Here is a 26,915-nt window from a genome sequence, read left to right on the forward strand (position 1 = left end):
TATAATAAACTAATAAAATTAGTTATCTATTATAGATTAGAAAAATTTTTTTAAAATATCAAAACATTTTAGAATTATTTTACAATTTTATCGTCTTGTTTAAACAAAATTAAAAAAATTGAGTTGATTTGTTGTTAAGTGGTAAATTTTTAGGCATCAAGTAAATAAATTAAAATTATTATTCTTGGTAAAAAGAGGGTATATACTTAAATATAGGTGGTAACATTTTAAGGGAGTTTTTAAAATGTTCAGGAAGAATAGCTAAGATAGTATTTATTTTTCCATTTGGAAGTTTTAAGGATAAGGAATGTGAATGGAGATGTATTTTGTTTATTATGCCATTTATAAAAGCTTTTTTACCACCATATTTACCATCACCTAGAATAGGACATTTTATATAGGCTAAATGCGCTCTTAGTTGGTGAGTTCTACCGGTAATTGGTTGTAATTTTAAGTAAGCAACATCGTGTTTTAATTTTGCTATAATTGAGAAGTGTGTGGTAGCATTTTTAGATGAATTTACATCAACTATTACTTTTTCTTGACCTGAAATATATTTCTTTATTAATGGACGTTCTATTATTCCTTTATTTTTTTTTGGTATACCAGAAGTTAGTGCTAGGTAAATTTTTTTTATTCTGTGTGCTTTGAATTCTTGCATAAGATATTTAGCGACATTTGTATTACGCGCAAATATTATTGCTCCACTTGTGTCTTTATCTAGTCTATGGACAATTTTAAATGTTTCTCCATCTTTAATTTGATCGAGTAAATCATTAATGCTGGTTTTTGTTTTTGTACCACCTTGAACTATTATTCCTGCAGGCTTATTTATAGCTAATATGTATTCATCTTCATATAGAATATTATTTCTTAACAGATTTAATAGTTTTTCTTTATGTTTGTATTCTAAATTATTATTAATAATATAGTTTGGATGTTTTATTGTTATGGTTTGTTGGGAGCTCACTCTATTATTAGATTTTGCCTTATGACCGTCTACTTTGATTAGTTTTTTTCTTAGGGATTTTTCAATTATAGATTGCCTTAAATTAGGGAAGATTTTTCTAATATATCTATCTAATCTAACATTATCATTCTTTATAGGTATATTTTTTATATCCTTCACTAATTTCGTTAAAAGCTACCGATAAAAGAATATAATATAAAACATATTTTGTAAATTTTTATATGAGTTCGAAATTTAATATTTATTAAAATATTTAATTTTTATTATTTAAAGCATAGAAAATATAGAATTTACTATTGTTAAATATGTAAGGTAGAGAGTAGGAAAGAAGAGTAATAGTTATTTTATAATAATAATAGTCCCCTAAGGGGATAAGTTTATTTATTATTAATTTGTAAAAATATAAAAAGAGGTAAGATAGTATTACTATTATATATGATGTGTTTATTTTAATTTTAATGTTAGGGTTAAAAAGAATATAATTTTCATTCCTTTATTTTATATTAGAGAGTCGTTTTAAAGACATAAAGAGTGTGCTCTTTTTATTTTAAAACTTTTGTGAATTTCATGTTATAAATTATTAAGTTAAAATTGATCTAAAGATAATTCTATATTATGTATTTATTTCATTTCTTCTAAAGGTTTTATATTAAAAATAAAAAGTCCAGAAGCTATCACGTGTGCTAAGGCTTGAACGAGGAATATTCTTGCAGAGGTGAGGTTTAAGTTATTTTTTAATATAAATCGCATATTTGAATCGTTTTTACCATATCCCCATAAAGCATGAAATGCTTCTGCAGCTTCTAGTAAGTAAAAAGTGATTCTATGTGGTTCATATAGTTTAGCTGCTGTTTCTACTACAGCAGGCCATCTTGCTAGGGTTTTTATGAGAAATAATTCTTCATTTGTTTTTAAAAGTGAAAGGTTTATGTTTGGGAGTTTTTTTGGTGCATTGCGCATTAATGAATGAGCGCGCGCATATGCATATTGTATATAAAAAATAGGATTATCTTTAGATTGTTCTTTAACTTTAATTAAATCAAAATTTAAGATCATATCATTTTTTCGTGTTAGCATTACAAAACGTGTTATATCTTTACCAATTTCTTTTATTACATCTTTTATAGTAAGGAAATTTCCTGATCTTTTTGACATTTTAACAGGTTTACCATTTTTGAAAAAATTTACAATATTATGCAATTTTATTTCTATTTTTGCTTTGTTATCACTTAGCGCAGAGACAACTGCTTTAAGTCTTTTAGCGTAACTACCATGATCACTACCTAACTCTACAATCATATTATTGAAACCACGTGATATCTTATCAAGATGGTATGCAATATCAGAGGCAAAGTAAGTCCAATTACCATTTTCTTTTTTTAGTACGCGATCAACATCATCGCCAAATTTTGTAGAACGAAATAATATCTTTTTTTTAGAAGTCCAATTTTTACCTTTTTTACTTTTTGGTTTTTCTAAGTATCCTTCGTATATTAAACCTTTTTTTGATAAAATTTTTATACTTTCTTCTATTTTACCTTCTTTTTGTAATTTATCTTCCGAAGTAAAAACGTCGTGGTTTACTCCAAGTAAATTCATATCTTTTTTTATAAGTTTTAAAATAAAATTTAAGGTATATTTTTTTATTATTTGATTATCTTGTTTATTTATAAGTTTTGAGCCATATTCCTTGGCTAGTTTTTTGCCTATTAGTTTTGAATACTTATTAAAGTATAGGTTACTACTATTTTTAGTATTAATTTTTTCTCCTAGAGTTTCTTTATATTGAAGGTATACTGACTCAATTAAAGTATCTATTTGAGCTCCAGTATCATTGATATAGTATTCTTTAGTAACTTTATAGCCAACTTTTTTAAGTAAATTTGCCAAAACATCACCGAATACTGCTCCTCTTGCATGACCAATATGTAATGGACCAGTTGGGTTTGCTGATACGAATTCAATATTGATTGCTCGATTATTTCCAATATTTAAAGCACCAAATTCTATTTTTAATTCGTTTATTTGTTTGAGGATTTCATGCCATATTTCTATTTTTAAGTAGATATTGATAAAACCTGGATTTACAACTTTTACTTTTTCAACTTCATTGAACAGCGCAAATTCATTTGCTAATATTTCTACAATTTCAACCAATTTTTTGTTTTCGTATTTTGCAAGTACCATTGCAACATTTGTATAAATATCTCCATACAATTTATTACTTGGAGGTTCTACAACAAAATTTTTTGTAATCGTATTTATAATACCTCTTTGTTTTAATTCATTTAATTTGTCAAGAATTAACAAGAAAATTTTTTTAAAAATATTCATTAATCAAAATGCAAATTATATGCAGTTATAATGGATAAATAGAGTTAATTGAAGATTTATTTCAATTTTTAATTAAAAATTAATAAATGGTTTTCTATAAATAAGAGAAAAGTAGAGTAATAATAAAATAAATAAAAAAGGAAAAGGGGCTCTAGAGAAGAGGAGGGGAGAAAAGTTATAAAAATTATCTTTACTGAGATGATTTTATATTGCAAAAGGAAGCTAGTATTAGTTCAAGGATTATTTTATGAATTTATATATTTGAGCTTTGTATAAGTAGACTTTAATAAAATTGCTATAATTCTGTTTTTTAAATTTTTAAGATTTAAACTTTTCACGCTAAGTATAGAGCATATATTTAAATATAATTTTCATTAACTAGATTTTTATAAAGAAAAATTATGGGGCTAATATATAGTAAGTTTTATTCTACCATTGCATAGTAGTTGCTAAAACTCTTTATAGGGCCCCAACACAACATACACCACAAGTCATGGTGTATGTGGTTTTAGGTGTTCTATTTTAATTAGAAAGAAAATTTTACACCGGTCAGAAAAAGACCTCCTTCTTCTTTATTAGAAGAGAGGTTTACCTCTTGGTTATATTTTTCTACATGATTGTTATCTCGTTTTTCTTTACTTGTAAAGTAATGAAAGACTGCATACGGAATGAATTTACTTTTACTATAAGCTGGAGAGAGATCATATTGAATGCCAAGTGCAATATCATGAAGTTTATCTCCATCGTTCATCTTACTACTAAAATATGTTAAACTTGTATAAAAATTCTCATACTGGTAACCAGCACCAGCAGTCCAATAGGTAATATTTTCACTATTAATCACAAGTTGATCCAGTATATTAGTTTTCTTATCAGGCTTATGAAAATTATCATGATCAGCTTCTCTTAGATGTTCTTCGGCAATTTTTGATTGACCAGACTTACCTAAATATGCAAAAGAAGCAGCGAACCTTATGTTATGATCTTTATTTATCATATAGTCAGCGCTAACACCAAGATTAGTTCCTATTAAATCATTGTGTTCAAATTCTTTGTAAGAATGTTCGGTATCTAGTGTTTTTGCCTTACCATATTCCCCGACTATAGAAGTTTTAATTTTTATATTATTTTGATTGAAATCATACTCATATGATGCACCCGCACTTATTATATGTTCATAATCTGGACCAATATGTCTTGCTAAGTCTGTTATACTTTTTTCATATATCATTGTATTTATGGCCTTTTCGAGAAATATTTCTTTTATTTTTGATTTAATATCTACAGCTGAAAGTCTTGTGTTTAAAAGTTTACTCACTGCTTCTTTTAGATCTTTAACAAATTTATCTTTGCTACCACCTGTTTCATTAAGAGATGGTATTTTATTTATGAGTTCGTCTTTCATTGTATTCTTACTTTCAAGAACTGTTATATCTGTAACATCTACAGCAGGAACAGTGTTTGTTTTGTGGGTTTCATTGTATTTGGTAGGAAGAATTACAGTAGTTACATCAATTGCGGGTAAGATTTTGTCGATTATTCCGACAAGAGCTTCATTTTTTTCAGTTTGGGTAGCGGAATTACCAGTAAATTTTACATTTTTGACTAGGTCGTCAATTGCTTCGTCTGCTGACTTATATTTTTTACCATCAATCTCGACTTTATTATTGAATCTAAATTTACTAGCGTTAATGAGTTTAGTAGTAATAATGTCAATTTCTTCTTCAGAAGGGTTAGTATTTATTATACCGTTATTAACATTAGTATTATTAATATAGGATAGGCTATTTTCATAGCGAGGTGAATAACTGATACCAAATTTTGCACCCATGTAGTTCGGTGAGTAGTAAGCAATTCTAAATGGGAGCGTAGTTATAGTGCTTTTGTTATATTTTTCTGCTATGCTAAAAGAAAGCTTTTTACCTCCATTCGAGAAACTTTCGGTATAAAGACGTGGAGTTACATAAAATGGAAATGTTAAAGCTTTTTCTTTTAAATTTGCTTTTCTAAACCAGTTGCTATCTGCAGCCCCATCAATAGTTGCGATTTTTGTTGCATCAAGTCTCATTAAAGCTTCAGGACCAAATTGATAACCAAATCTTAAACTACCATATTTTGAATCCAAAAATATATGTGCATTTTTACTTTTTCCCGCGTTTATATCTTGCAAAGTTCCCATATTTTCAGTAACAGGAACGTGGAATTGTATATCAGCGCCATAAAGAATACCAATGCTTTCATTTTTATTTTCAGCTCTCAAATGTAATACTGTATCTGTAATCATGCCCATGTTTTTATAATCATCAACACTTCTTACTTTTTCTAGAAACGATAATGGACTTATTTTTACAGAGGTATTATCATTATTCAATTTGACATCATGTGATTTATGATTTTTATTACTTAATTTTAATTTATTATAACTTTGGGTGTCGATAACACCACTAAAAGTAATTTTTAAGTCACTTGTCTTTTGATTAATGCCAGCAATATTAACACTATTAGTAATTGGAACAATTGGATTGGTTTTATTTTTTTCGTTAATTCTATTATTGATAATTTTAGTTTTGATTCCAGATTTTTTAATTTTATAATTTTCAGTTTTTAAAGTTTCTACGTTAGAATTTTTATTTTTAAGAACTTTTGCTTTTTTTATTAATTTTATTGTTTCTTTTTTTTTATCAAGTTGTTCCATAACAGGATCTAGTTTTAAATTTGTATTACATACTCTTTTTATTTTGTCTTTTAGTTTTCTATTTTGTGTTTTTAAAACTTCTATTCTTTTAGAAATTGCTGCGTTATCTTGTTTTTCATAAAAATCAGCAGTAAAGCCACTGAAAGAACATAAAGCTAGCAAAGAAGCTAGAGCAGTTTTAGTATAGGTAGATTGTTTCATGAAATATCCCCCAAAATCAAACGTTATATTTTGTATAATAGCACAAAAATGCTAAGATTCAACTTAAGGCGGTTTGCCTAATTAAATAAAAGTAGAATTCAACATTTTAAGAATAAATTTGTGCCTAATACTGTTTTAGTGTAGTATAAGGGCTTGTACTTTGCAAGTATCAAAATAAAATTATTTAAATAATCTAGTGTAATATTTTGATAATGAATCTTTTAATAAAGGTTTCAATACTATTATTGATTTGTTAAAAATCTCATTTTAATGAATAAATTTTCTTTACCTTTAAAGGTATTGGGAATTATTTAAACAAATTTTATTAAATAAGGTTAATATAATTTTATTTTATAACATTCAAAGTTAAGAGTAGAAGAAATAATGATATAAGAAAAGACCTATTTTGTATATGTAAAAATTAGGAAGTATTCAATAAAATATGTGCATTAATTGCAGATTAATTAAATTAATGTTATGAATTAAATTAGAAAATTATCTATTAATGTAGTTTTTCCTATTCGGATTGAGCCATATCTTCTTCCGTTTATTTCTTCTATGTAGTTAACTTTAAAGCCTAACTTCTCAAGTTCGATTTTTATTTGATTAGATGAAAGTTGCTTAGATGATAATAATAATGGAAAATTCTTTGCTAAGTTTATTTGTTTTTTGTTAAGATTTCTATTTCTAGAACTTAATGCAATTCCGTTTTTATCTCTAATGGTAGGACACGGAATAATTTCCGTGTTAATAAAAAAAGCTTCTTTCATTCCTTTAATTAATTCATACTGTTGATAATCTTTTTCACCAAAATAAGCTTTATTTGCTCCTATAATAGTAAGAAGTTTTAATACCACAGTTAGCATCCCAGTAAAATGACCCGGACGATATATTCCTTCTCTTACTAAACTAGTGTTATTTTCTATCACTTTATAACGAAATCCGTCAGGATATATATCATTATGTGTTGGAATGATGACTGCGTTTACTTTTTCACGCTCAGCTATTTTTAGATCTTCTGATATTGTTTTTGGATAATTTTCATAGTCAGATTTTTCAGAAAATTGGGTTTTATTAATAAAGATGCTCAAAATAGAAAAATCGTTTTCTAAGACTGATCTTGCAATTAAGCTGCAATGACCTTCGTGTAAACAACCCATTGTTGGAATAAAACCTATGGTAGTGTTATTAAGTAGAGAGTTTTTAAAAGTTTTCCATTCTTCTATCAAGTTAAAAATTTTTAACATGTGTATTTTTGATAATTTGTAGTATTTTTATATTAAAATGTATAACACGCAAATAAATATTTAGAAATTTTATTTTATATCAAAAGTTTTGAGAAGGTTTTTGTTAAAAGAAAGAAGTTTTTCTATATTTTTATTATATTGGTTAGAAATCAACTTTAAACCTAGTATCCTATACAAGACTAGTAATGATGGAGTGGATTTTAAAAAATTAATGTGATTTTTTATTATATTTATATCGCCTCTCTGTATTGGGCCGGTAATAGACATGTCGAGGGATCGGCATTTTTTGATATTTGTTAGGGTGCTCGAAGATAAACTGTGAATAATATCTAGGATGTATTCTTTCTTTACGCCTGATCTATAATAAAGATTATATGATATCTTTAATAATGAGATTAGATAATTTGAAGCAAAAATGTTTCCTATGTGATATGAACTTTTTGTTTTCCGGTTAATTTTAAAAATTTTTGCTCCAATTTTTTTGCAGAGACGTTTTATGACTGAAAAAGCTTGTTTGTCACCTTCGTAGGCACAATAAGTTCCCTTGAACGTACTAACGCTTATTTTAGGATCTGCAAAAGATTTTATGGGGTGTAATGATCCAATAAAACACCCCATCTCTTTTGCGGAATATAAAGCCCCTGAGTTTAAAGTACCACTAAAATGAATTACAATATCTCCTCTTGAAAGTTTTTCATGGTTTACTAGCGTTTGACAGACGTTAGAGATTAGTGAATCTTGTGTTGATATTAACCATAAATTAGACCTTATTAATTCTTTGTAATTTTTACAAGCATAACCCATACCTATAAACTTAATAGCACTCTTAGAAGAAGAAAAACTTTTATTTAATATTCCTTTGATGTCGCAATTAGCTTTTTTTGCTAAAAGATATCCAATTGTCTTTCCTACTTTTCCACATCCTATAATAGAAACTTTTTTCATACATTTTATATTATATATATCTATTTTAAAAGATTACTAATCTTATAGTGTTTAAAAATTATTATTCAATTAAAAAAGTAGACAAAGTGATTGTATATAGTTTTCTATGTAAAATAAGAATCTTATATTTTTATTTTATTTTATATTTTTGCTATTTAATAAGGTGTAAGTTTGTATGTTAAAAAGCATTTTATTTTTCTTAATAAGAATGATTGTCTTGTGGAAATATTCCAGTTTTAATTTCGTTATCGAAGTTATTTAAAGCATTTCTTATTAATTGATACCCATTTAAATAAGTTTTGAGAAATTTGGGGTGAAAATTATGATTCATACCCAGCATATCTTGTAACACTAATATTTGTCCAGATACACTAGATCCAGCTCCGATACCAATCGTGGGAATTTGCAGCTTTTCTGTTATTGTTTCAGCCAATTTCATCGGGATGCATTCGAGTACTATTGAAAAGCAACCAGATTTTTCTAATTCGATAGCTGATTGAATAATTTCTTTAGCTTCATTTTCTAGTTTACCTTGTACTTTAAATTTTCCAAAATGGTTGATATGTTGAGGCATTAATCCCAAATGTCCCATTACTGGAATACCTGACTCAACTATATGGGAGATTAATTTTAAATTTCCCTTTGCACCTTCTATTTTAATCGCGTGAGCACCGCTTTGTATAATTTGTAATGCATATTCAACAGTATCTCTTAAACTTTTTCTAAATGATAAAAATGGCATATCCCCAATGATAATTTTGCTTTCCGCTCCTTTTGAAACTGCATTTATATGAGTGCACATTAAATCTATAGTTGTAAACGTAGTATTTTTATAACCATGCATTATCATGGCCAAACTATCTCCAACTAAAATAGCATCTATATTTGTTGTATCGATAATTTTTGCTAACCAATAATCATAACAAGTAATCATACTAATTTTTTGTGATGTATTTTTCATATTTTGAAACTTTAGAATATTTGTCATATTTGTACCAAATCTTATATATTTTAAGAATAAACTTTACATAATGAAATTAATTGGTTATAGCATGTCAAGATAAAATTCGTTATTTAGTTTTGTTAAGTATTATAAAATGACGACCGTAATTTTGGATTTCTCTAGATGAAATTTTATTTCACTACAAAATTTTATTTTACCCAAATATTTTACCCAAATAAGAGTGGTATTTTCTTCTAAGAGAGTTCGTTTTATGTTTGTTATATGATAAAGTTGATTTTATTTTGTAATAATTTTATTTGATTAGGATTGTCGTTTTTATTTATTTGTAATTATTATATAATTTTTATAAAAGTTTTTATAACTTTCTACAAAATCAAGTTTGAAAATTTGTGCTTAAATTTATAATTAATTAATAGGAGAGTAAATTAAAAATTTGTAAATATAATTTAAAATAATAATGAGATTTCTTTCTTTTGTTTATATTAATTTTGTTTTAAGGGGGGGTAGTTATTAATAAGTAGAAAGAGTTTTGACATTTTATAGTGTTGTTATAGGAATTTTAAATTATATTTGTTTTGTTTTATTTTATTTTGTATGTAATATATTTACGAGAATAATGATAAAATTTAATAATTAAAGTGATATCTGATAATGATTTTTAATAGAATTTAGATTCTATGTGTTTTAGTAGTTATTGAATAGGTGAAAAGTTATATTTTAATAGTTTTCATTATTTTAGTTTGAGGGTGATAGGAGTTTTCTTCTATCTCTTAGTAGGATGGTAGTTTTATCCGTAGGTGTTCCCCTATGGAGTCGTATGTATTGTATGTGTAAAGATATAGAAGTTGTTATCAATTGTTTAATTAATTTTACTGTATGATGAATGTGAGTGTTTTTTTAATTTGTAATTTAATTTTTAATTCTACTTTCCAACTCTAATTTAATTAGAGTATTGATTCTATCGATGTTATTAAGAAAATCTTTGCATTCTTTATTACTATATTTTTTGCCAGACGCCTTTTTTTCAATAAAGAACTTTTTAAGTTTTTTTATATCAGTATTTTGATGTGTACTTAGTACAATATTTTTTTCTACAAAACTAAGATCTGATAGCAGTAAACTAACTTCTAGTAAATCATTGCTTTTAATCTTTGTAAGATTATCAAGATTGTTTAATATATCGAATACTTTGAATTCTTCATGAGCAATCTTTTGATCTTCTTTATCGAGTTTAGACAATAATTTTTTGTTATTTGCAAATTTCTTCTTAAGAGCTTTATTAATTTTTAAAAGATTAATATCATCTTGTTCAACACTATCAAGTAATAAGTTTACTTTTGCTCTACGTGCGTTTATGATATCATTATAGTTGTTTAATTTTAAATTACCGTTTTTGTCTAAATATAATCGATAATAATTAAAACCTTTAAAGTTTTTCGTTTTCATTGTTATTTCAATTTTATTGATTTTATCAACATATTTTGATGATGTATCTTTATTATTTAATATTCCCTATTATTTTTTGTTTTAAATCTGATATGTACTTGATTGCTATCTTTTTTGTTTTCATATTTTTCTGGGTCTTTTTTACGTCCTATGAGATACTCATGAAGTTTATCTAGAAATTCTCGTCTATGCGACTTAATTCTATAGAGCAAGTTATCATTATATTTGTTACGTATAGAATCAATACTATGTTTCCATGTAAATTTCATGATATCTTCTATTGTGTAGCCTAAATGTGATCCCATATATCCTTTATAGTAATTTATATATCTGCTAATTTTTCTATGTGTAATATTTTCTTTATCAATTCCAAACGCTTTATAAATCTTTTCTTCAAGTCTATCAACATTGTTTTCAGTAGTTGTTATAAATTTCGTTGTTTCTATAGAAGTATTTATAAATTTTCGTGGTACATCAATAGTATATTTTAATATATTCCCAACTTGTGGTATTCTACTAAATAAGTTGGCAGTACCTTTGGTTAATTTATTCGGTAGGCGAGTAGTCCAATTTTCTAAAGATTCCAGTTTATTACCAATTGTATCTTGCCAATGTGATTTAAGTGTATAAATAATATCTTTTAGGTTAATGTTTTGTCCATTCACTTTAAATGGTAAACTAATTATATTGCTTTTTTCATAAATACTAGATATAGTATAAACGCTATAACCGACATCTATGAGATTTGTGCCCATTTGTTGTACAAATTCTCGTAAGGAGAACATTAAGAATGAGAGCAGAAATAATATGAAAACTTCACTGATATTAATTAGGTAACCTCTTTGTATATCTTGTACTCTTTGATAGTCATTATTTTCCTGATATTTATCATTTAACATATGAAAATTTTGTAATTGACAATCTACATCTCGTTTAATTTTATTTTTTATTAAAGTTTTTATTTTGCTTACTATTATATCTTTATGTTTGCTGCATATATTTATATCTTGACAGTAGAGTTTTAATATATGATTAACATCATTACCATCTATTTTGTTATTAATATTTTCTATTAGCGATAGGATATCGGATTTTTCTGATGCATGGGACAGACTGTTTATTAGACGTACTAAATTTTTTGTATTTTCATTACAATTAGTATTAACCACTATATCGTTTTCTGTTATGTAATGATCTGCTGGATTATTTTTAATTCCAGGAATTGGATTGAAAAAGGGATAATCTACATAACGAAAACCTTTATTATGGTAATTTGGTGGAATATAGATATATTTGACTCCACCAGTAAACTTTACTGTGCCAGCTTTTAACATGAAGTCTTCATCTATTTTTAATGAAGAAGATTTTCCTATAGAGTAGGGTATTAAAATTTGTCCCGGAGTCCAGTGAAAAAGTTGTTTTTCAAAAAAACAAGAACCACCAAGTATTTCTGGAGTACAAAGTTTTATATCAAGCCATTTATTATAACATACCGTGAAGCCTAGATTTCTATAAAAGGTATCCATTATCATTTCAGCTAATAACGAGAGTAGAGTAAATATCATGATTGATTGTAGACAAAAACTAATACAAAACTTTATCCAACCTTCGAATAGACTCTTTAGAGGTGAAAATAGAATAGAAATTAAGAAAATTGGCATTATCGCTATAAGAAAAGCTATACCAATAAAGCCAGAAAGGAATATTATGTAGGCATATACACATAGTAGAAAATATAAAATAATTCCTCCTAAGATAGCTGGTATTATGAGCACACTTGTCCACATTTGATAGCTTAAGAGAGCTGCAAATTTTCTCCAAACAGAGTAGGAAAAGAATTTATTAAACATAATATTCATAAAGTTAAATAGTTCAATGTGAGTTTCTTCATAATTTTCATTGGGTAATAAACTATTATCTGTATTTATATTAGAATTAAAGTTAGTGATTAAATTTAATATGTATTCAAGTCCTTCAACAAATAAGACAAGAAAATGGTTATAGAAAAATTTAAAGCTTCCTGGGGATATAAGGACTATTATTAGAGTAATTTTCATCATTCTAATAAGAATATCATGCTTAATTTCTTGTATCATACCAAAAAGATAAAGAAGAGATGTGATTATTATGAATAAAATAAGTGAAGAAAGAACAAAATTGTGGAAGCTTACACTTTTTTCAACGATATTTTGAAATATTGTTTGTGCAGCTGCAGGCTTATTAGTAAGAAAATATTTTTTACAATTTTTGTTATTAATTAACAATACACATTTTAGGTAGTTATAGATATAATCAAAAAAATTAAAATTACTAGGTTTTTGAACTCCGCTTAAAAATTCGAAAGAATAGCCTCCTACATTATTTAAGTAATGTTTGTCTAGTATTTTTACATATATTTTCCATCCTTTTTCTAGTTCTAGTGAATTACAACTTTTGTCTCTTAGTTTAGTTTTATCTCCTTTTCTTAAAATAAAAAGTCCGTTTTCATTTTCTGTTGTTGTGTTGTAATCCAAATGTATGGTAGGAGAGTCTGGATTATGCATAGATTTTAAACTTTCATTGGGATTTTTATCACCAGGTCTCTTAAATAGGAAGTAGGCACCATAACCATTAGTGAACCAGCATGTTCTATGTGATATTGTGTTTTTGATATTGTTACCTTCATCAGAGTAGTTATAACCTGCACAATTTGTGTTAAGATTGTTTGAGGGTTTTTGTATATTATTGAGTTTGTAACTATTACATATCAAATGAGGATCAGGTAAGTTGTTGTTTTGTTTATTTTCAAATTTAGCTGTATATTTTATTTGCTCTAAGCTTTGTAAGCTATAATTTTCAGATTTTGTTTTTTTATCATTCCAAGATGTCCAGGCACCATTAATTCGTACTATTAGGTCGTTTCCATTAGTTTCAAATTCTGTATCCTTCCACTTTACCACTTGGTCATGGTGAAAACTATAATCAATTTCATTTGTTTCTGGATTAATTTGTTTTTTATTTTCGCTTTCGGGAAAAAATGCATTATGACCTATTGGAAAATGAGCACTAATTGTAATTGGTTCAGGACCGAAATAGTCAGCAGATATACATCTCGGAAAAGGCATATCATTTTTGTTGCAACTTGTTATCAATATATAAATTGTAAAAATCAATAATTTAAACCAAAATGTATAGAAGTGTAGTTGCATATTTATTTCTAAAATGAGAAATAAAGTTTATTAGTTAGAATAAAATTCTATGCTTTAAGAATATTTTATATGATATTACTTATTTTGTATTTTTCTAATTTTAGAATTTGATATTTTTACTTTTGTAGTAGCTTCTATATTATTTTACTATATTTAGTATTAATTCTAAATTTTTTATTTAGATCAATAAAATTTTTCAGGATTTTATAATTTTGGTATTTTTGTTTAATTTTTGTTGTTAGTTATGTTTCTAACGTGTGGTATTATACCTTTAATTCCACTTCTTTTGTTTCCTTGAGTCATATCATCAAGTCCTACGGTTGAGAGTAGGGCTTGTGACGCATTGTAAGTAACTTGACTAATACTATTAGCAACGGCGAAACCAACATTAAATATTGTTTGAGTTATAGTTTCTGATGTAAAAACGAAGACTCTTATCGCTTTAGTTATAATAAGATATATAATTGCTTGAATTAAATCTATTGGTAATTCTGCAAAGTATCCAATAGTTTTATTGCTGTTTAATACCGTACTAACATCAGTGTTGGGGCTATATCCAAGTGGGAGCATAGATTTCATAAAACAAAAATCATGTGACAAAAAGTTTACACTAATTATGCACTGGTAGCATACGGAAAAGTTTGTTAAATTGTATAAGACTGAATACATCAATTGATTTAATATTGATAAGAATGATAATAAAATTATTGGTTGTACAGCTATATGAGCGAGCGCTTTTATCCATCCATCAAATAAGAATTTAGTTTGTTGAAATAAAATAAATATAGTAAATAAAGGTGTTAATGATAATAAAAATGCTACTAAAATAGTAGATATCATATATTTAAATATAGCACTGATAATGCATTTTAAGAATACGAAACTAGCATGAGATATTATTAAAAAGGCGATAAAACCAAAAGGACCAGCAAATATTAAAGACAAAAATTTTAACCATGTTTCTCCTGTAAATAACGTTCCTGCTGTTAAATCCAGAAATGCAAATTTTTTGTTTTCTTCTCCTATATAACCAGAAAAGCTATCTACTAAATGAATGCTGCTATTTATAAAAAGTTTTGATAAAGTTTCTCCAAGGAATTCCCAGCTCTTATTACTAAAAGAGAAAGTTATAAATGTTACTTTCATTATTCTTATGATAAAATCTAGTTTACTTAATTGTATTGTTCCAAGCATATAACTAACGATAGTATGTATGATATATAATGTAAGTAAGACTCTTATACTCTTAAGAAGACCTTTAGCATATCCTTTATGTAATTCTTTAATATTATCTTCGATTATCTTTTTTTTTGTAAAGTCGAATATCATGTTTATATTTGATGAAACAAAATTATTAATTTTTTTATTAATAAATAAGGTTATATTATATCCATTGTTTTTGTAATATTTACCTTTTTCGTCTGTTATATCTTCTTTTTTTATATTGCTTACGTCGATACCAAAATATATCTTTTTAGATTCTCCATCTTGAAGATGTTCTCCGCTTATTATATTAGTAGATTTATCTTTTTCATTTATCCTTATTGGTTTAAAACTAGCATTGGCTTCAATGTTATTTAAATCTTTAGGTGCATTATCACCTATATATATGTATAATTTTTGACCGTTGATGTATTCACAAGATCTACTTACTTCAACGTGATACCCGCCTCTTTTATTAAATTCATAAAAACCGTGATTTGCGATAGCTAACATTACATCACTATTAGGTAATACATTTTCATTTACTTTATAGCTATGATTTAATCTTAAGGAAAAATCTTCAAAATTATTGCTGGGTTTTGAACATTTAAGCATAGAAGAATCATACTTCTTTTGTTCGTAACTACCTGTGGTGTTTTTTTCTTTTGGAAGACATTGAACACTTTTAATGTTATCGTTTTTTGTGTCAAATTCAAGGTTTTTTATCAGGTCTGAATTACCTATTTTTGCGACAAGAGCTTCAGCCCAAATGATATCGGTATTTTTTTCATCCATTAATATGGTGTTAGAATTATTTTCATTTTCTTTAATTTTTTTGAGTTTATTTTCAACTGTTTTAAGATGTGAATACATATCACATCTTTCAAAATTTTTTTTGTCATATTTTTTATATCTTATAGAGGAGATACAATTTCGAATTCCTTTTTTATGTAAGTGTTCATTGAATATACCTTCTTTAGTAAAACATATATTCTGGTAGTAACAATTGAGTTCATAAGAATCATACTTCTTTATTTCGTTGATAATATTATGATAGTTTTTTTTGTTATATAGTTGTTCTAATCCAATTAGAGTAGAGTTATACTGTTTTATTTTATTAAAATCGCAGTTTTTTTTATCGCATAATTCGTTTAAACCTATTTTTGTTTGTCGTAAGTCCAATAGTGCACCATTTATCCATGGTTCATCATCCTGAACGAAATATTTATTAAAATGGATCTTGTTATCGTACGGAGTGTATCCATTGCCAACTAATACTTTTCTTTTCTTATCAAGAAGAGGAAAAAATTCTGTTTTATTTCTTTTTCCGCTTTTATTTTCGCAATAAAATACCTTTCCCTTTTTATCATTAATATTAAGTATTTCATTTGCTAATACTTTTTCATTTCCTATTCTAGTTTTGTAACAGTTATCGTCAATACTGATTTTTTTCCCTAGATTATTAGGATTGATTTCTATTTCTCTAGGAACTAAGTTAAAGTTTAATTTATCGCCAGGATTTACTTTAATTCCTGTATTTACGTAACGTCTATTACTACCAAACCCCTTACTACCACATAATTCGTTTTCATTTATTTTTTTTTCATCGATACCATAATTATCAGGTACATCATCAATATTTGCAGCTCTACTATAGTTTGGAATTGAGCCATCAGTACAAAATGTAGCAGGAACAAGTACTTTTTTTATATTTTTATTTTTGTTGGGGCAAAAATTTATTGACCCATTGAGATTAAATTTTATTTTTTCATTTTTATTAATTGTTTGACCAGAATCGACCCAATGAATTTTGATTTTTTCGTCGGATTTATGAACAGGAATGTTTATGTTAACACTGATATTTCCTTTTTGGATTCCTGCTTCTATACAGTCCATATTACAGTTAGTAATTATAAGATACATTACCAATAATAGTGATTTTTTATTTATCATGTTTGTGATATTTTCTTAAATTCTTCTATTCATTTTAGTGCTTAGAGGGAGACTTCTTGGTAATTCGAGTTTTTTATTTGATACATCTAATAATTGAGAAATATTTATTTTTCTAGCTTGTTTTCTTCTATAGATGCTTTGTTTATCTATTCCTATTAAACTCATTAGGTTTTGTTGGTATTGTTTTCCTGGTTCATTATGTGTATAAGAGTTAAATAACGAGTCAGATATTTTTGAAGAGGCTTCAACTAAAGCTTTCATAATATGACCTAATATAACAAAAATTATTATAGTAGTAATATTAGGTGTATATTTTGAAATATATCCGTATAAGATACAAAATTCGAAAATTTTAAGATCAACATTCAGTATGCATGTAGTACAAACTTCAAAATTAAATATTGAATATATGATATAATCTAAAGTTTGGCCTACTAATGATACAAAAACTAGAAGTATTATTGGATGAATTGTAAATCTTGCTAAATTTTTAATCCAGTTATAAAATAACTGTCTGGTGTATGCAAATAGGAGACATATGATGAAGATAGGTGTTAGAGAGAGTAGTAGTGCAACTATCACTATAGATGTAATAAAAGAAAATAAGACGTTAAAAATGGATAATGTTATCGTCAATAATCCCCAAATCACTAAACAAAAGGATATAATACCAAGATAGCCGGAAAATATAAGGGATATCGTTAATAAGATTGAGTGTAATGATAGAAGTCTACTTAATGGTAAATCTAGAAATTCAAAAACGTTTGATGTTGTATTTTTAAAGTTTACTGTATTTATTAGTTGTTTTAGAGTTTCTATAAAAATAGAAAAGGCATTGTTATAAAACAAATTCCAACTGTTATCTTGTAACAGTTGGGTGATAACTCCTATTTTTATACATATAATCGAGAACTCATATATAGAAACGTGAGTTAAACCAAAAAAATAATAGAGAGCATATAATATTATGTATAATACTAATAGTGATATTATTGTGGATCTAATAGTTTTTGTTCTATTTGATGATATGAGATTTTGATAAATAGATTGTGTTACACTTAATTCTGAATGGATTGAATTTATGTTGTTAGAACCAAAAAATATAGTTTTGATTCTTTTATCAAAGAAATCATATATTATACTAAATGTTTTTATACGTGGTTCTTCGGTAATTAATCTAATGTTGAATTGACTTTTGTTTTCGTTGTATCCATTGTCTTTCATTATTCTGTAATATACAGTGCCTTTTTTATTTTTTAATTTTTCTTTTAAGTTTTTCATATATTCTGTATCGTGAATTTTATTAGTATTAATTGATATGTCTCCCTGAGATTCGTCTGGGTCATGATTAGGAAATGTGTTAGATATATGTATATAGAGACTATTTTTTGAGTCAGTAGAGTTTAGAGTTTTTGTTACTCTTACGTTATAGCCTCCGTTACATTGTTTTTTGCAAGTTAATATAAAAGTTAATTTTTCACCTTGTGAATGGTTGTTTTTTATTTCGTAATCGTAATTAGTGCGTATGCTCTCTTTTCCATATTCAAACTTTTCTCCCTTCATTGATACCATTAGTGATGGGATATAAGTTTTTATCTCTCTTTTTTTTATTTCTTCGGCGAATCTAATAATTTCGCTTATTCTATCTTTAGAATAAATTAAAGTATTACCAAAATTCTTAGCTATATTGCCATTATCTATAGTATTGGATTCAATTTCGACACAATCTCGGCCATGATAATAGCATGTGTTTTGACATGCAAAATTTAAAATATGTGTATCTATTTTGCTTTTTTGATTATTTAAAAGCTTGTTACAACTTATATTTTCTTTTTGCATTGTAGATATGATGTTTTCAATTTCTTTTTTTATTTCTTTTTTGTTATGTTTTAGAAAAGTTGAATTCCAATATTCCTGTCCAGATATCCATTTTGTATTACCTATCGTGAGTTTATTAGGACAAATTGTATATTTGTATTCTTCATTTTGCCATATTTCTTGACATTCGCTTTGATTTAAAATATGTGCAAAATATTGATCTTCTTCATCTTCACATTTTTCATCGATTTTTATATATCTAATTTTTTTTATATCATTTATTTTCTTACATATTTTGTTTCCAACGATGCTGAAACTTATTTTGTCACCTATTCTAAGGGAAAATTTTGACAGTATGAAAGAATTTTTTCCGGGTTGGATTGTAAAATCTTCGTATTGTTTAGAATAAAGGTCAGCTTTATTGGGTAAGATATTAATTTCTACTATTTTTATAGTATCTGAAATATGAATGCCAGAATCGACCCATTTTTGTTCTGTTGATACTACATCTGATTTTTCGTGTAGATTTAAATTTTCAGGTTTAACACAGTGATGTTCACAGCTAGATAGTATAAAGAACACTATTCCTAATAGGGTGAATTTATACATATAAAATTAGAAATGATTGTAATTAAATTTATGCAATTTATTAAACTTTGTTTTAATATATAAAATATAAATTAAGAATTTCTTTTTATTTTACTTTGATAAAATGAGATTTATTAAAAACTCTAAGTAATGTCATTTTTACTAGTTGTTCTGGTGGCATATTCAAGTTTAGCTTTACCAATAGCTTCAGTAATAGATTTTCCTGTAGAAAAGAATTTTGATATCATTTTTGCTGTTGTATTATCATGACTGAGTGACGCTCTATAATTACCAGAAAGTTCTGCGGCCATTCCTGGTAAAATACTTAAAAAATGATAAAATAGGAATAGTATTAAAGTTAATTTTAATAACTCTCCAATTAGAGAGTTATTAAATTCTATATATGTAAAGTCTAATATACCAAGTATAGTACTTTTTTTAAAATTGTAATTTTGCATCATACATGCAAGAGTATTTTCATTATTATCACATTTATCGTTTTTTAATTTAAACCATTGTTTTTCATTACCTAATATTTTAATTTTTTCTTTTTCAAATGTTAATTTTTTAAAGTAGATCTTATCGCATGCTACAAACATAAAGGATAGAAATGCGAAAAGCATAACAGGGTATAAACTATAAGTAATTAATTCTTTTAACCATCCATCAAAGTATCCTTTGGTATGTTGAAATAAAATCATAGGAATAAATAAAGGTGATAAAATGATTATCACACTTAGAGCAATTAATGATAGAATAAATATGTAGCATATCCATAAGATAACCATCATCATCATAACAGCCATAAATATGCAAGTAAGAGCTACTAGGATTTGACCCCCGGCAAAGATGATGCCAATTATGGAGCCTGCTACTAATAAAGTTGGAGCAGCACCGAGTAGAATAGTTAATACTCCCATACTTCCTATATTACCAATTTTATTACTGATTCCGTCTAAAGGTGCTCCTAAGTAAAATAGAATTCTGCAATCGAGTCTATCCCAAGGTGCAAGATAATTGTAAGATACTCTTTTTCCATTATGTAAATATTCGTAATCTTTACCTGTTTCATAATTACATATATTTTTACTTTCAGATGATGCTTTGAGTACTATTTCTGATAAACCATTTGATAATTTTGTTAATTCTTCATAATAGTGAGACATAGTATTGCCTGTAGTAAAATAAATTACCAAAGCAAATTTAATGATTAATATATACATTTCTTGTATACTACGTATTCCACCAGACATAGCTTTTATGGAAAATAGCATTAATGCTAAAATTAAAATAGTGGTTATAGTATTTTTCATTTTTTTTTGTATTGAGGACAAGAAGCTACCCTTCTTACTTCCGTCAATATTAATTAGTAAGTTTCCACTTGAATCAATACCTGCAACTAAGTTATCTAACGATTCTTTGATGCACTGTACTATCATAGAGGTTATTGGAATAGGTGCTAATGATTTACTTCCAGTTTGATTATAGCAAGATTCAGATATATATCTTTCAAAGCAATTGGTATTATCATAACCTATGAAAATTTCTCCTTCCTTTTCTCTTTCTTTTATCAGGGATTTATAATCTTTATTTTCACTCCCTTTGAGAAGATCATTGAAAGGATCATTATCAGTGATAATAACACCATTTGTTGTTCTAAATTTCATTTTAGATTCTTTGCACATAGGAGAAATTGGATCAGGTGGTAATTCTGTACATCCTATATCAACTCCTTGTGGCCAAGGAGTTGTTTTTATGCCAAATATATCAATATCTTCTAATTCTACACATAATCTGCCAGTTTTTCTTACTGCTTTAAATGTTGATCCGTTTATAGTTTTGTTTTGTCCAGCTTTTAGGATTTCACATTTTAATTCGCCATCGACTTTTGGCGACCATAATCCATCTACATATCCAGTATTTTTCTCTCTAACATCAAAATCTATATATCCAGGTTTTTCTCTAAGGTCAAAATTATTTATTTTAAAAAGGTTATTAAACGTTAAAGGGTTTCGATAGCATACTTCTATATATTCACTATATTGGACACTATTCTTAGGCCAGAAATAGTTTTCCCTATTGAGATCGATAATTTTCCAATCAGTAAGGTCGAGAATTTCTTTTTCTGTTTGTTTTCCATCTTTTCCTGATTTTTTTTGTAGCGTAGAAAAATATTCATCTTCGGTTTGATAGTTTTTATTTGTAAGAGTACTATAATCTACATATTCATTTTTTAATTTGAAATCTTTATATTTTCCATAACGGTCGCGCGCAACTGGATGTTTAACAAAACTATGTTGACAAACAACAAGTCCTCCTATAGTTTTCCACACCCCAATGATTGCAGTTATCATTCCGACAATAACAAGAGCAGAAAATAAGCCAGTAGAGGAAACTATTAAAATAATGCCAGTAAATATTGCGCTAATAGCAATTGTTATTCCTGCAAGTGCTGCAGTTGTTTTGAATGTTTCACAGTTAGGGTTTGATGCAAGGTTAAAGCTTCCAGCAGAATTAAATCTGCTAGTAAATTTTATTTTTTCAGTATCATTTTTTATGATATCACTTGCAAATACTGGATATAAGGATAAAAAATCTATATTTAATAAAATTATTGCAGTTAATAGAAATGTTAGTTTTGTTTTAAACATTTTTTACTTTTTGATAAAATATAGGTAACCACACCTTCGGATTATTTCCAACTTCTTTTAGGATATCATGTAGCAGTAGGATGCTTTCTGTACGTCCAGATAATACGCTGATTATATCATCCAAACCTTTTAAATCTATTCTAGCTACAACAGCATTGATCCCTTGTTTTACTAAAAAAAATCTAGTGCTTGGGTCTGTATGTTTAATTAGTGCGTATTCACGTTCAGTTAACATAAAGACGTCGCGATAAACGTTAGTGGCTTTTAAATTCGGTAAAAAAATTTGTGTTGCTGTTTGTTGTATAAGTGTATCACTGATAGAACTTTTACTTGCATCTTCAACGCTTTGAGTAGCAAAAATTATAAAAGCATTTAATTTTCTTAATACTTTTAGCCAATCCTTTATTTTTGGTGCAAAAATGGGGTTATCTATTAATGCCCATGCTTCATCAAGAATAATAATGGATGGAGTACCATCTAAAGATAAACTAATTCTATGGAATAGATAGATTAAGACAGGTATGAGAGTAATGGGGTCCTTGAGTAAATTAGCCATTTCAAATCCAAATATCCTTGCTTTTGTAAAATCTAATAAGTCTTCTCTATTATCGAATATTGCAGCATGAGAACCGTTGCCATTCCACATAGATATTGCTCCAGCTATAGTATCAGGACCTGCAAGTCCCAAAAATGGGACGAGATTTCCTAAAAATCTATCTTCTTTTTTTAATTTAAAATTTCCTTCAATTGCGTCATTAATTCGCATAATATCTTCGGGAGTGAATTTATCGTTGTATACAGAAATTAAAGATTTTATCCATTCTACTAAAAACGTTCTATTATTGGGAGTATCTTCAAGTTGTAGCGGATTGAAGTTTGTTCTTGTTCTTGGTTCTATTATAGTGTAAGTACCACCGAGTGCTCTTAAAAAAATTTCCGCACCTCGGTCTTTATCAAAAAAGAATATTCTTGGAGAAAATTTCATTGCTTGAGCACATAAAAAATTCATTAAAACAGTTTTACCTGAACCAGTTGGGCCGATTATCATCGTGTGTCCAACATCTCTTATATGGAAGTTAAAAAAGAATGGGGTTCCAGATGTTGTGTCAAAAACTGTAACGGCATCTCCCCAGTGATTATTGAACTTTTTACCAGTAGGATAATTATGTTGAGATGCAAAACCTGATAAATTGAGACTACTTATTGTACCCTTTCTTACTATATAATCAAAATTACCTGGGAGTTGTGCCCAGAATGCCGGTTCAAGATTAACTTTTTCACGAATTGGATAAACACCACAATTAGAAAGTTCTGATTCTATTGATGATAGAGCGTTATCTAGTGATTTAGGATTTTTTTCTATACATAGGATAGTTAAATGATGATCGCCAAATGTAATTTTGCCGCTCATTGCATCATCAAGTGCATGAGAGATTTCTGCTATTTGAGAGATAGCTTTATCTGCAGATTGTATCATCCTATTTTGTTGTATTTGCATTTTTGCGATTGCTGTTTGTCTATTTGTAAATTGAAAAGATTGTGTAATGATAAATTCATACGGAAGTTGTAAAAAGGAGTCTAACATACCTGCAAAGGTATTATTTCCATATTCTTTTATACTAACTATTCCAGCATATTTGTTTTCATTGTGAGTTACGACTTGTATCATTTTATGACCGAAGAATAGTCTGTGTATTGGTAAATATCTTGATATTCTAGTTTTCAGTGGAAATAATATGTTTGTAACAAAACCACAATTTATTATTCTTGATAGAAATTCCATTATTTCACAAAACAAACCATTTGTAGTTTCTTTTACTTCTAGGATTTTTGGTGAATAATTTCTAAGACTAGTTATCACACGGATTGTTGTTTCTTCCAAATCTTCGTAAATAGCACGCATGTCGCTCTCCCAAGCATGTTTTACATGTCCAAATTTTTTTAGTAGATGTGATAGAAATTCTACTCCTTTTGTATCTGTTCTACGAATAATTGTAATATATAAATCATTAATAAATGATTGTCTTGTTTCGTGTTTTTTTCTCCATTTTAAATTTATGTGATTAGCAAAAAAATTTGGGAAATTTTGACTTGCAAATTCATCAGAAAAAATATTTTTTTTGTGCCTAATAGTATGAAAATATAAACCAAATGTTGGAGAAGAGATGCTTCTCAGCATTTGATTTTTGATCTTATTTTGTATAATTAAGTCCTCATCATCAGCTGTTTCAAATGCAAAACCACTTAACTTTATAAATTTCATTAACCAATTTTGTTTTGTTATTAAAGTTGTATTATTCCAGTAGTAAGAATAAGGTATAAATTCTGCAGCATGAATTTCTCTACCTAGGATAGATTTATTTTTTGATTGAATAGCTTTAAATTTCAACATGAGATAATATATAATATGTAATTTTTAAGAAATGTCATAAGAATTGGCTTTGTGGTAAAAACGATTTAAACACTTAGAACATTTTCCTAATTTTATTATAAATAGCTCAATAAATAATGGTTCTTTTGTAGAGGCTACATAACCAAATCCATGTATCCCAAATAACACTAGAAAAGTTCTAAAATCATTCAAATTGATGAAGATTAGCATGCAAATTAAAACGTTTAGTATTGCGAACATATAGCTTACACCAAAAAGCATAGCAGGTCTTGTGAGGCCTTTAAATAGTTGATCTGTTTGTATATTACCCATAAGTAAACCTCCTGCATTAAAAGACTTCATATGTATATATAGCTGTTAAGATTTAATTTTGTAAAATTAAAAATAGTTTCTAACTAATTAGAGAATATATTATATGTATGTATAAGTAAATACGGGGCCCGTTTAAATAAAAAGTATTTGTTAAAAGCAGAAACTTTATAAGTTTAGTTAATAGTTTATTTAAATATAACAAGGTTGCTACATTTACTGCTGTCTGTTACAATATTTATTTGTATTTACTGTATTTAAAGAGCAAATTATTTGATAGAGTATCGCTTAAAGCAAGTGATTTGGTGTTTATGTAACGATTAAAATGAACAAAAGTTGGCCGCTTCAAGAAGCTGAAAAAATATTGCAAAGGTTTCCTGATAAAAAAGAGATAATATTTGGAACTGGATATGGACCTTCAGGTTTGCCACATATAGGTACTTTTGGAGAAGTTTTTCGTACAACTGCTGTCGCAGATGCATTAAAAAAGATATCTCCTGGTATAAAAATTAAAATTATTGTAGTATCTGATGATATGGATGGTTTGCGAAAAATACCTAATAATATTCCAAATCAGGAGATGCTAAAAAAGCATTTAAATAAACCACTGACTATGATACCTGATCCCTTTGATTCTCATGAGAGTTATGGTCATCATATGAATTCGTTGTTATGTAAATTTCTTGATTTATTTAAATTTGAGTATGAATTTAGAAGTGCTACGGAGTGCTATAGATCTGGTGTTTACGATGAAAAGCTCTTGCTTTTGTTAAAAAATTATGATAAAGTGATGCACGTAATGCTGCCTTCGTTTCGAGAAAAAAGACGGAGAACTTATAGTCCATTTTTACCGATATGTCCGAGAACTTCTCAACTTTTACAGGTTCCAGTAATTGAAAGGAATATAGATAAAGGAACAATTACATATAAAGATGTAAATGGAGAAAAGGTAGAAGTTCCAGTGACAAAAGGGAGATGCAAATTGCAATGGAAATCTGATTGGGGAATGAGATGGGCTGCATTTGGTGTTAATTATGAAGCTCATGGAAAAGATTTAGTTCCATCTTCTATACTTTCAAGTCAAATATGTAATATCCTTGGAGGAAAACCACCCCTTTTATTTTGTTATGAGTTTTTTCTTGATAAGGAAAAAAAGAAGATATCAAAATCAAGAGGAAATGGTATTTCAATTGAAGAGTGGCTTACTTATGCACCAGCAGAAAGTTTGGCTTTGTATATTTTTCAGAGTCCTAAAAAAGCTAAACGTTTGTGTTTTAGTGTTATACCAAAATCAATTGATGAATATTTGCATCTTGTTAGGCGCTATAACGAAAGTGGAAAAGAAGATTTAAATAATCCTGTCTGGTATATTCATCATGGTAGTGTTCCTAATATTGAAATTTCTGGTATGAGTTTTTCTTTGCTTTTAAATTTAGCAACAGTTTGTAATGCCGAAAATAAAGAAATTCTTTGGAGTTTTGTATCTACTTATTTATCGAATATTACGCCAGAGAATAATAAGATTATTGATATGCTTCTAGGTTTTGCAGTTAAGTATTATATTAATTTTATTAAACCAACTAAGATATATAGGTCTCCGAATGAAAATGAGAAAGAGATATTGTTAGATTTAAGGGAAATTTTAAATTCTCTACCTGTTGCTACCACTGCTGAAGAAATTCAATCTTTATTTTTTTCTATCGGAAAAAAATATAATTATAATTTACGTGATTGGTTTCAGTTGCTGTATGAAGTATTACTTGGTCAAAAGACTGGTCCAAGAATTGGATCTTTTATAAAGTTTTATGGAATAGATAATACTATTTCTCTTATAGAGGGAGCTATTAAACGTACACTTTATTCTTGTATTTGAGTATCTTGAAGATAATTATAATTAACATATTTTTGTCATTTGTTAGAGTTCATATCTAAATATAATGCAATTTTAACATCATTTTGTAATAATGTTAATTATTAATTTTAATTGATGTTTTAATGATACTTTAATATG

At 27.2% G+C, this 26,915-nt stretch carries 14 protein-coding genes; 1 reads left to right on the forward strand and 13 read right to left on the reverse strand.

Going from position 1 to position 26,915, the window contains the following annotated elements:
* Positions 1 to 178: 178 nt before the first annotated feature.
* The 13 genes from LJI21_00755 to LJI21_00815 form a co-directional block, all read right to left on the reverse strand.
* Positions 179 to 1,129 (reverse strand): RluA family pseudouridine synthase, encoded by a 951-nt coding sequence (locus LJI21_00755; protein WFW29834.1) that lies wholly within the window; start codon positions 1,127 to 1,129, stop codon positions 179 to 181.
* Positions 1,130 to 1,591: 462 nt separating this feature from the next.
* Positions 1,592 to 3,304 (reverse strand): arginine--tRNA ligase, encoded by a 1,713-nt coding sequence (argS, locus tag LJI21_00760; GenBank protein WFW29835.1) that lies wholly within the window; start codon positions 3,302 to 3,304, stop codon positions 1,592 to 1,594.
* A 526-nt stretch (positions 3,305 to 3,830) separates the two neighbouring features.
* A complete protein-coding gene (locus LJI21_00765; protein WFW29836.1) occupies positions 3,831 to 6,200 on the reverse strand; it encodes a porin in 2,370 nt (789 codons plus the stop codon).
* A gap of 482 nt (positions 6,201 to 6,682) precedes the next feature.
* Positions 6,683 to 7,447, reverse strand: coding sequence for a pantoate--beta-alanine ligase (gene panC / locus LJI21_00770; protein WFW29837.1), 765 nt, complete (start codon positions 7,445 to 7,447; stop codon positions 6,683 to 6,685).
* A 69-nt stretch (positions 7,448 to 7,516) separates the two neighbouring features.
* On the reverse strand, positions 7,517 to 8,392 hold the full coding sequence (locus tag LJI21_00775; protein WFW29838.1) for a DUF2520 domain-containing protein: 876 nt from the start codon (positions 8,390 to 8,392) through the stop codon (positions 7,517 to 7,519).
* 199 nt (positions 8,393 to 8,591) lie between these two features.
* The gene (gene panB, locus LJI21_00780; protein WFW29839.1) at positions 8,592 to 9,380 is read right to left on the reverse strand and encodes a 3-methyl-2-oxobutanoate hydroxymethyltransferase; all 789 of its coding nucleotides are present in this window, start codon (positions 9,378 to 9,380) and stop codon (positions 8,592 to 8,594) included.
* 885 nt (positions 9,381 to 10,265) lie between these two features.
* Entirely contained in the window at positions 10,266 to 10,802 is a 537-nt protein-coding gene (locus LJI21_00785; protein WFW29840.1) for a hypothetical protein, read from the reverse strand.
* Between the two features lie 56 nt (positions 10,803 to 10,858).
* On the reverse strand, positions 10,859 to 13,990 hold the full coding sequence (locus LJI21_00790) for a type IV secretion system protein (GenBank protein ID WFW29841.1): 3,132 nt from the start codon (positions 13,988 to 13,990) through the stop codon (positions 10,859 to 10,861).
* 225 nt (positions 13,991 to 14,215) lie between these two features.
* Positions 14,216 to 17,146 (reverse strand): type IV secretion system protein, encoded by a 2,931-nt coding sequence (locus tag LJI21_00795; protein ID WFW29842.1) that lies wholly within the window; start codon positions 17,144 to 17,146, stop codon positions 14,216 to 14,218.
* A 15-nt stretch (positions 17,147 to 17,161) separates the two neighbouring features.
* On the reverse strand, positions 17,162 to 19,546 hold the full coding sequence (locus LJI21_00800; protein WFW29843.1) for a type IV secretion system protein: 2,385 nt from the start codon (positions 19,544 to 19,546) through the stop codon (positions 17,162 to 17,164).
* A gap of 149 nt (positions 19,547 to 19,695) precedes the next feature.
* Positions 19,696 to 22,203: a type IV secretion system protein gene (locus tag LJI21_00805; protein ID WFW29844.1), complete on the reverse strand. Its 2,508-nt coding sequence runs from the start codon at positions 22,201 to 22,203 to the stop codon at positions 19,696 to 19,698.
* Positions 22,196 to 24,595 (reverse strand): VirB4 family type IV secretion/conjugal transfer ATPase, encoded by a 2,400-nt coding sequence (locus tag LJI21_00810; protein ID WFW29845.1) that lies wholly within the window; start codon positions 24,593 to 24,595, stop codon positions 22,196 to 22,198. The genes LJI21_00805 and LJI21_00810 overlap by 8 nt, the downstream gene beginning before the upstream one ends.
* Positions 24,596 to 24,619: 24 nt before the next feature.
* Positions 24,620 to 24,937, reverse strand: coding sequence for a VirB3 family type IV secretion system protein (locus LJI21_00815; protein WFW29846.1), 318 nt, complete (start codon positions 24,935 to 24,937; stop codon positions 24,620 to 24,622).
* Between the two features lie 292 nt (positions 24,938 to 25,229).
* On the opposite strand from LJI21_00815, the gene LJI21_00820 reads away from it, so the two are divergent.
* A complete protein-coding gene (locus LJI21_00820) occupies positions 25,230 to 26,777 on the forward strand; it encodes a lysine--tRNA ligase (GenBank protein WFW29847.1) in 1,548 nt (515 codons plus the stop codon).
* Positions 26,778 to 26,915 lie beyond the last annotated feature (138 nt).

It is taken from the genome of Wolbachia endosymbiont of Menacanthus eurysternus (assembly GCA_029715105.1).
In the GTDB taxonomy this organism is placed as follows: Bacteria; Pseudomonadota; Alphaproteobacteria; order Rickettsiales; family Anaplasmataceae; genus Wolbachia.

Coding starts and splice junctions, on each gene's coding strand:
- LJI21_00785 (WFW29840.1), bottom strand. CDS start 10,802: ATGAAAACGAAAAACTTTAAAGGTTTTAATTATTATCGATTATATTTA.
- panC (WFW29837.1), bottom strand. CDS start 7,447: ATGTTAAAAATTTTTAACTTGATAGAAGAATGGAAAACTTTTAAAAAC.
- LJI21_00810 (WFW29845.1), bottom strand. CDS start 24,595: ATGTTGAAATTTAAAGCTATTCAATCAAAAAATAAATCTATCCTAGGT.
- LJI21_00775 (WFW29838.1), bottom strand. CDS start 8,392: ATGAAAAAAGTTTCTATTATAGGATGTGGAAAAGTAGGAAAGACAATT.
- LJI21_00795 (WFW29842.1), bottom strand. CDS start 17,146: ATGATAAATAAAAAATCACTATTATTGGTAATGTATCTTATAATTACT.
- LJI21_00805 (WFW29844.1), bottom strand. CDS start 22,203: ATGTTTAAAACAAAACTAACATTTCTATTAACTGCAATAATTTTATTA.
- panB (WFW29839.1), bottom strand. CDS start 9,380: ATGACAAATATTCTAAAGTTTCAAAATATGAAAAATACATCACAAAAA.
- LJI21_00790 (WFW29841.1), bottom strand. CDS start 13,990: ATGCAACTACACTTCTATACATTTTGGTTTAAATTATTGATTTTTACA.
- LJI21_00815 (WFW29846.1), bottom strand. CDS start 24,937: ATGAAGTCTTTTAATGCAGGAGGTTTACTTATGGGTAATATACAAACA.
- argS (WFW29835.1), bottom strand. CDS start 3,304: ATGAATATTTTTAAAAAAATTTTCTTGTTAATTCTTGACAAATTAAAT.
- LJI21_00820 (WFW29847.1), top strand. CDS start 25,230: ATGAACAAAAGTTGGCCGCTTCAAGAAGCTGAAAAAATATTGCAAAGG.
- LJI21_00765 (WFW29836.1), bottom strand. CDS start 6,200: ATGAAACAATCTACCTATACTAAAACTGCTCTAGCTTCTTTGCTAGCT.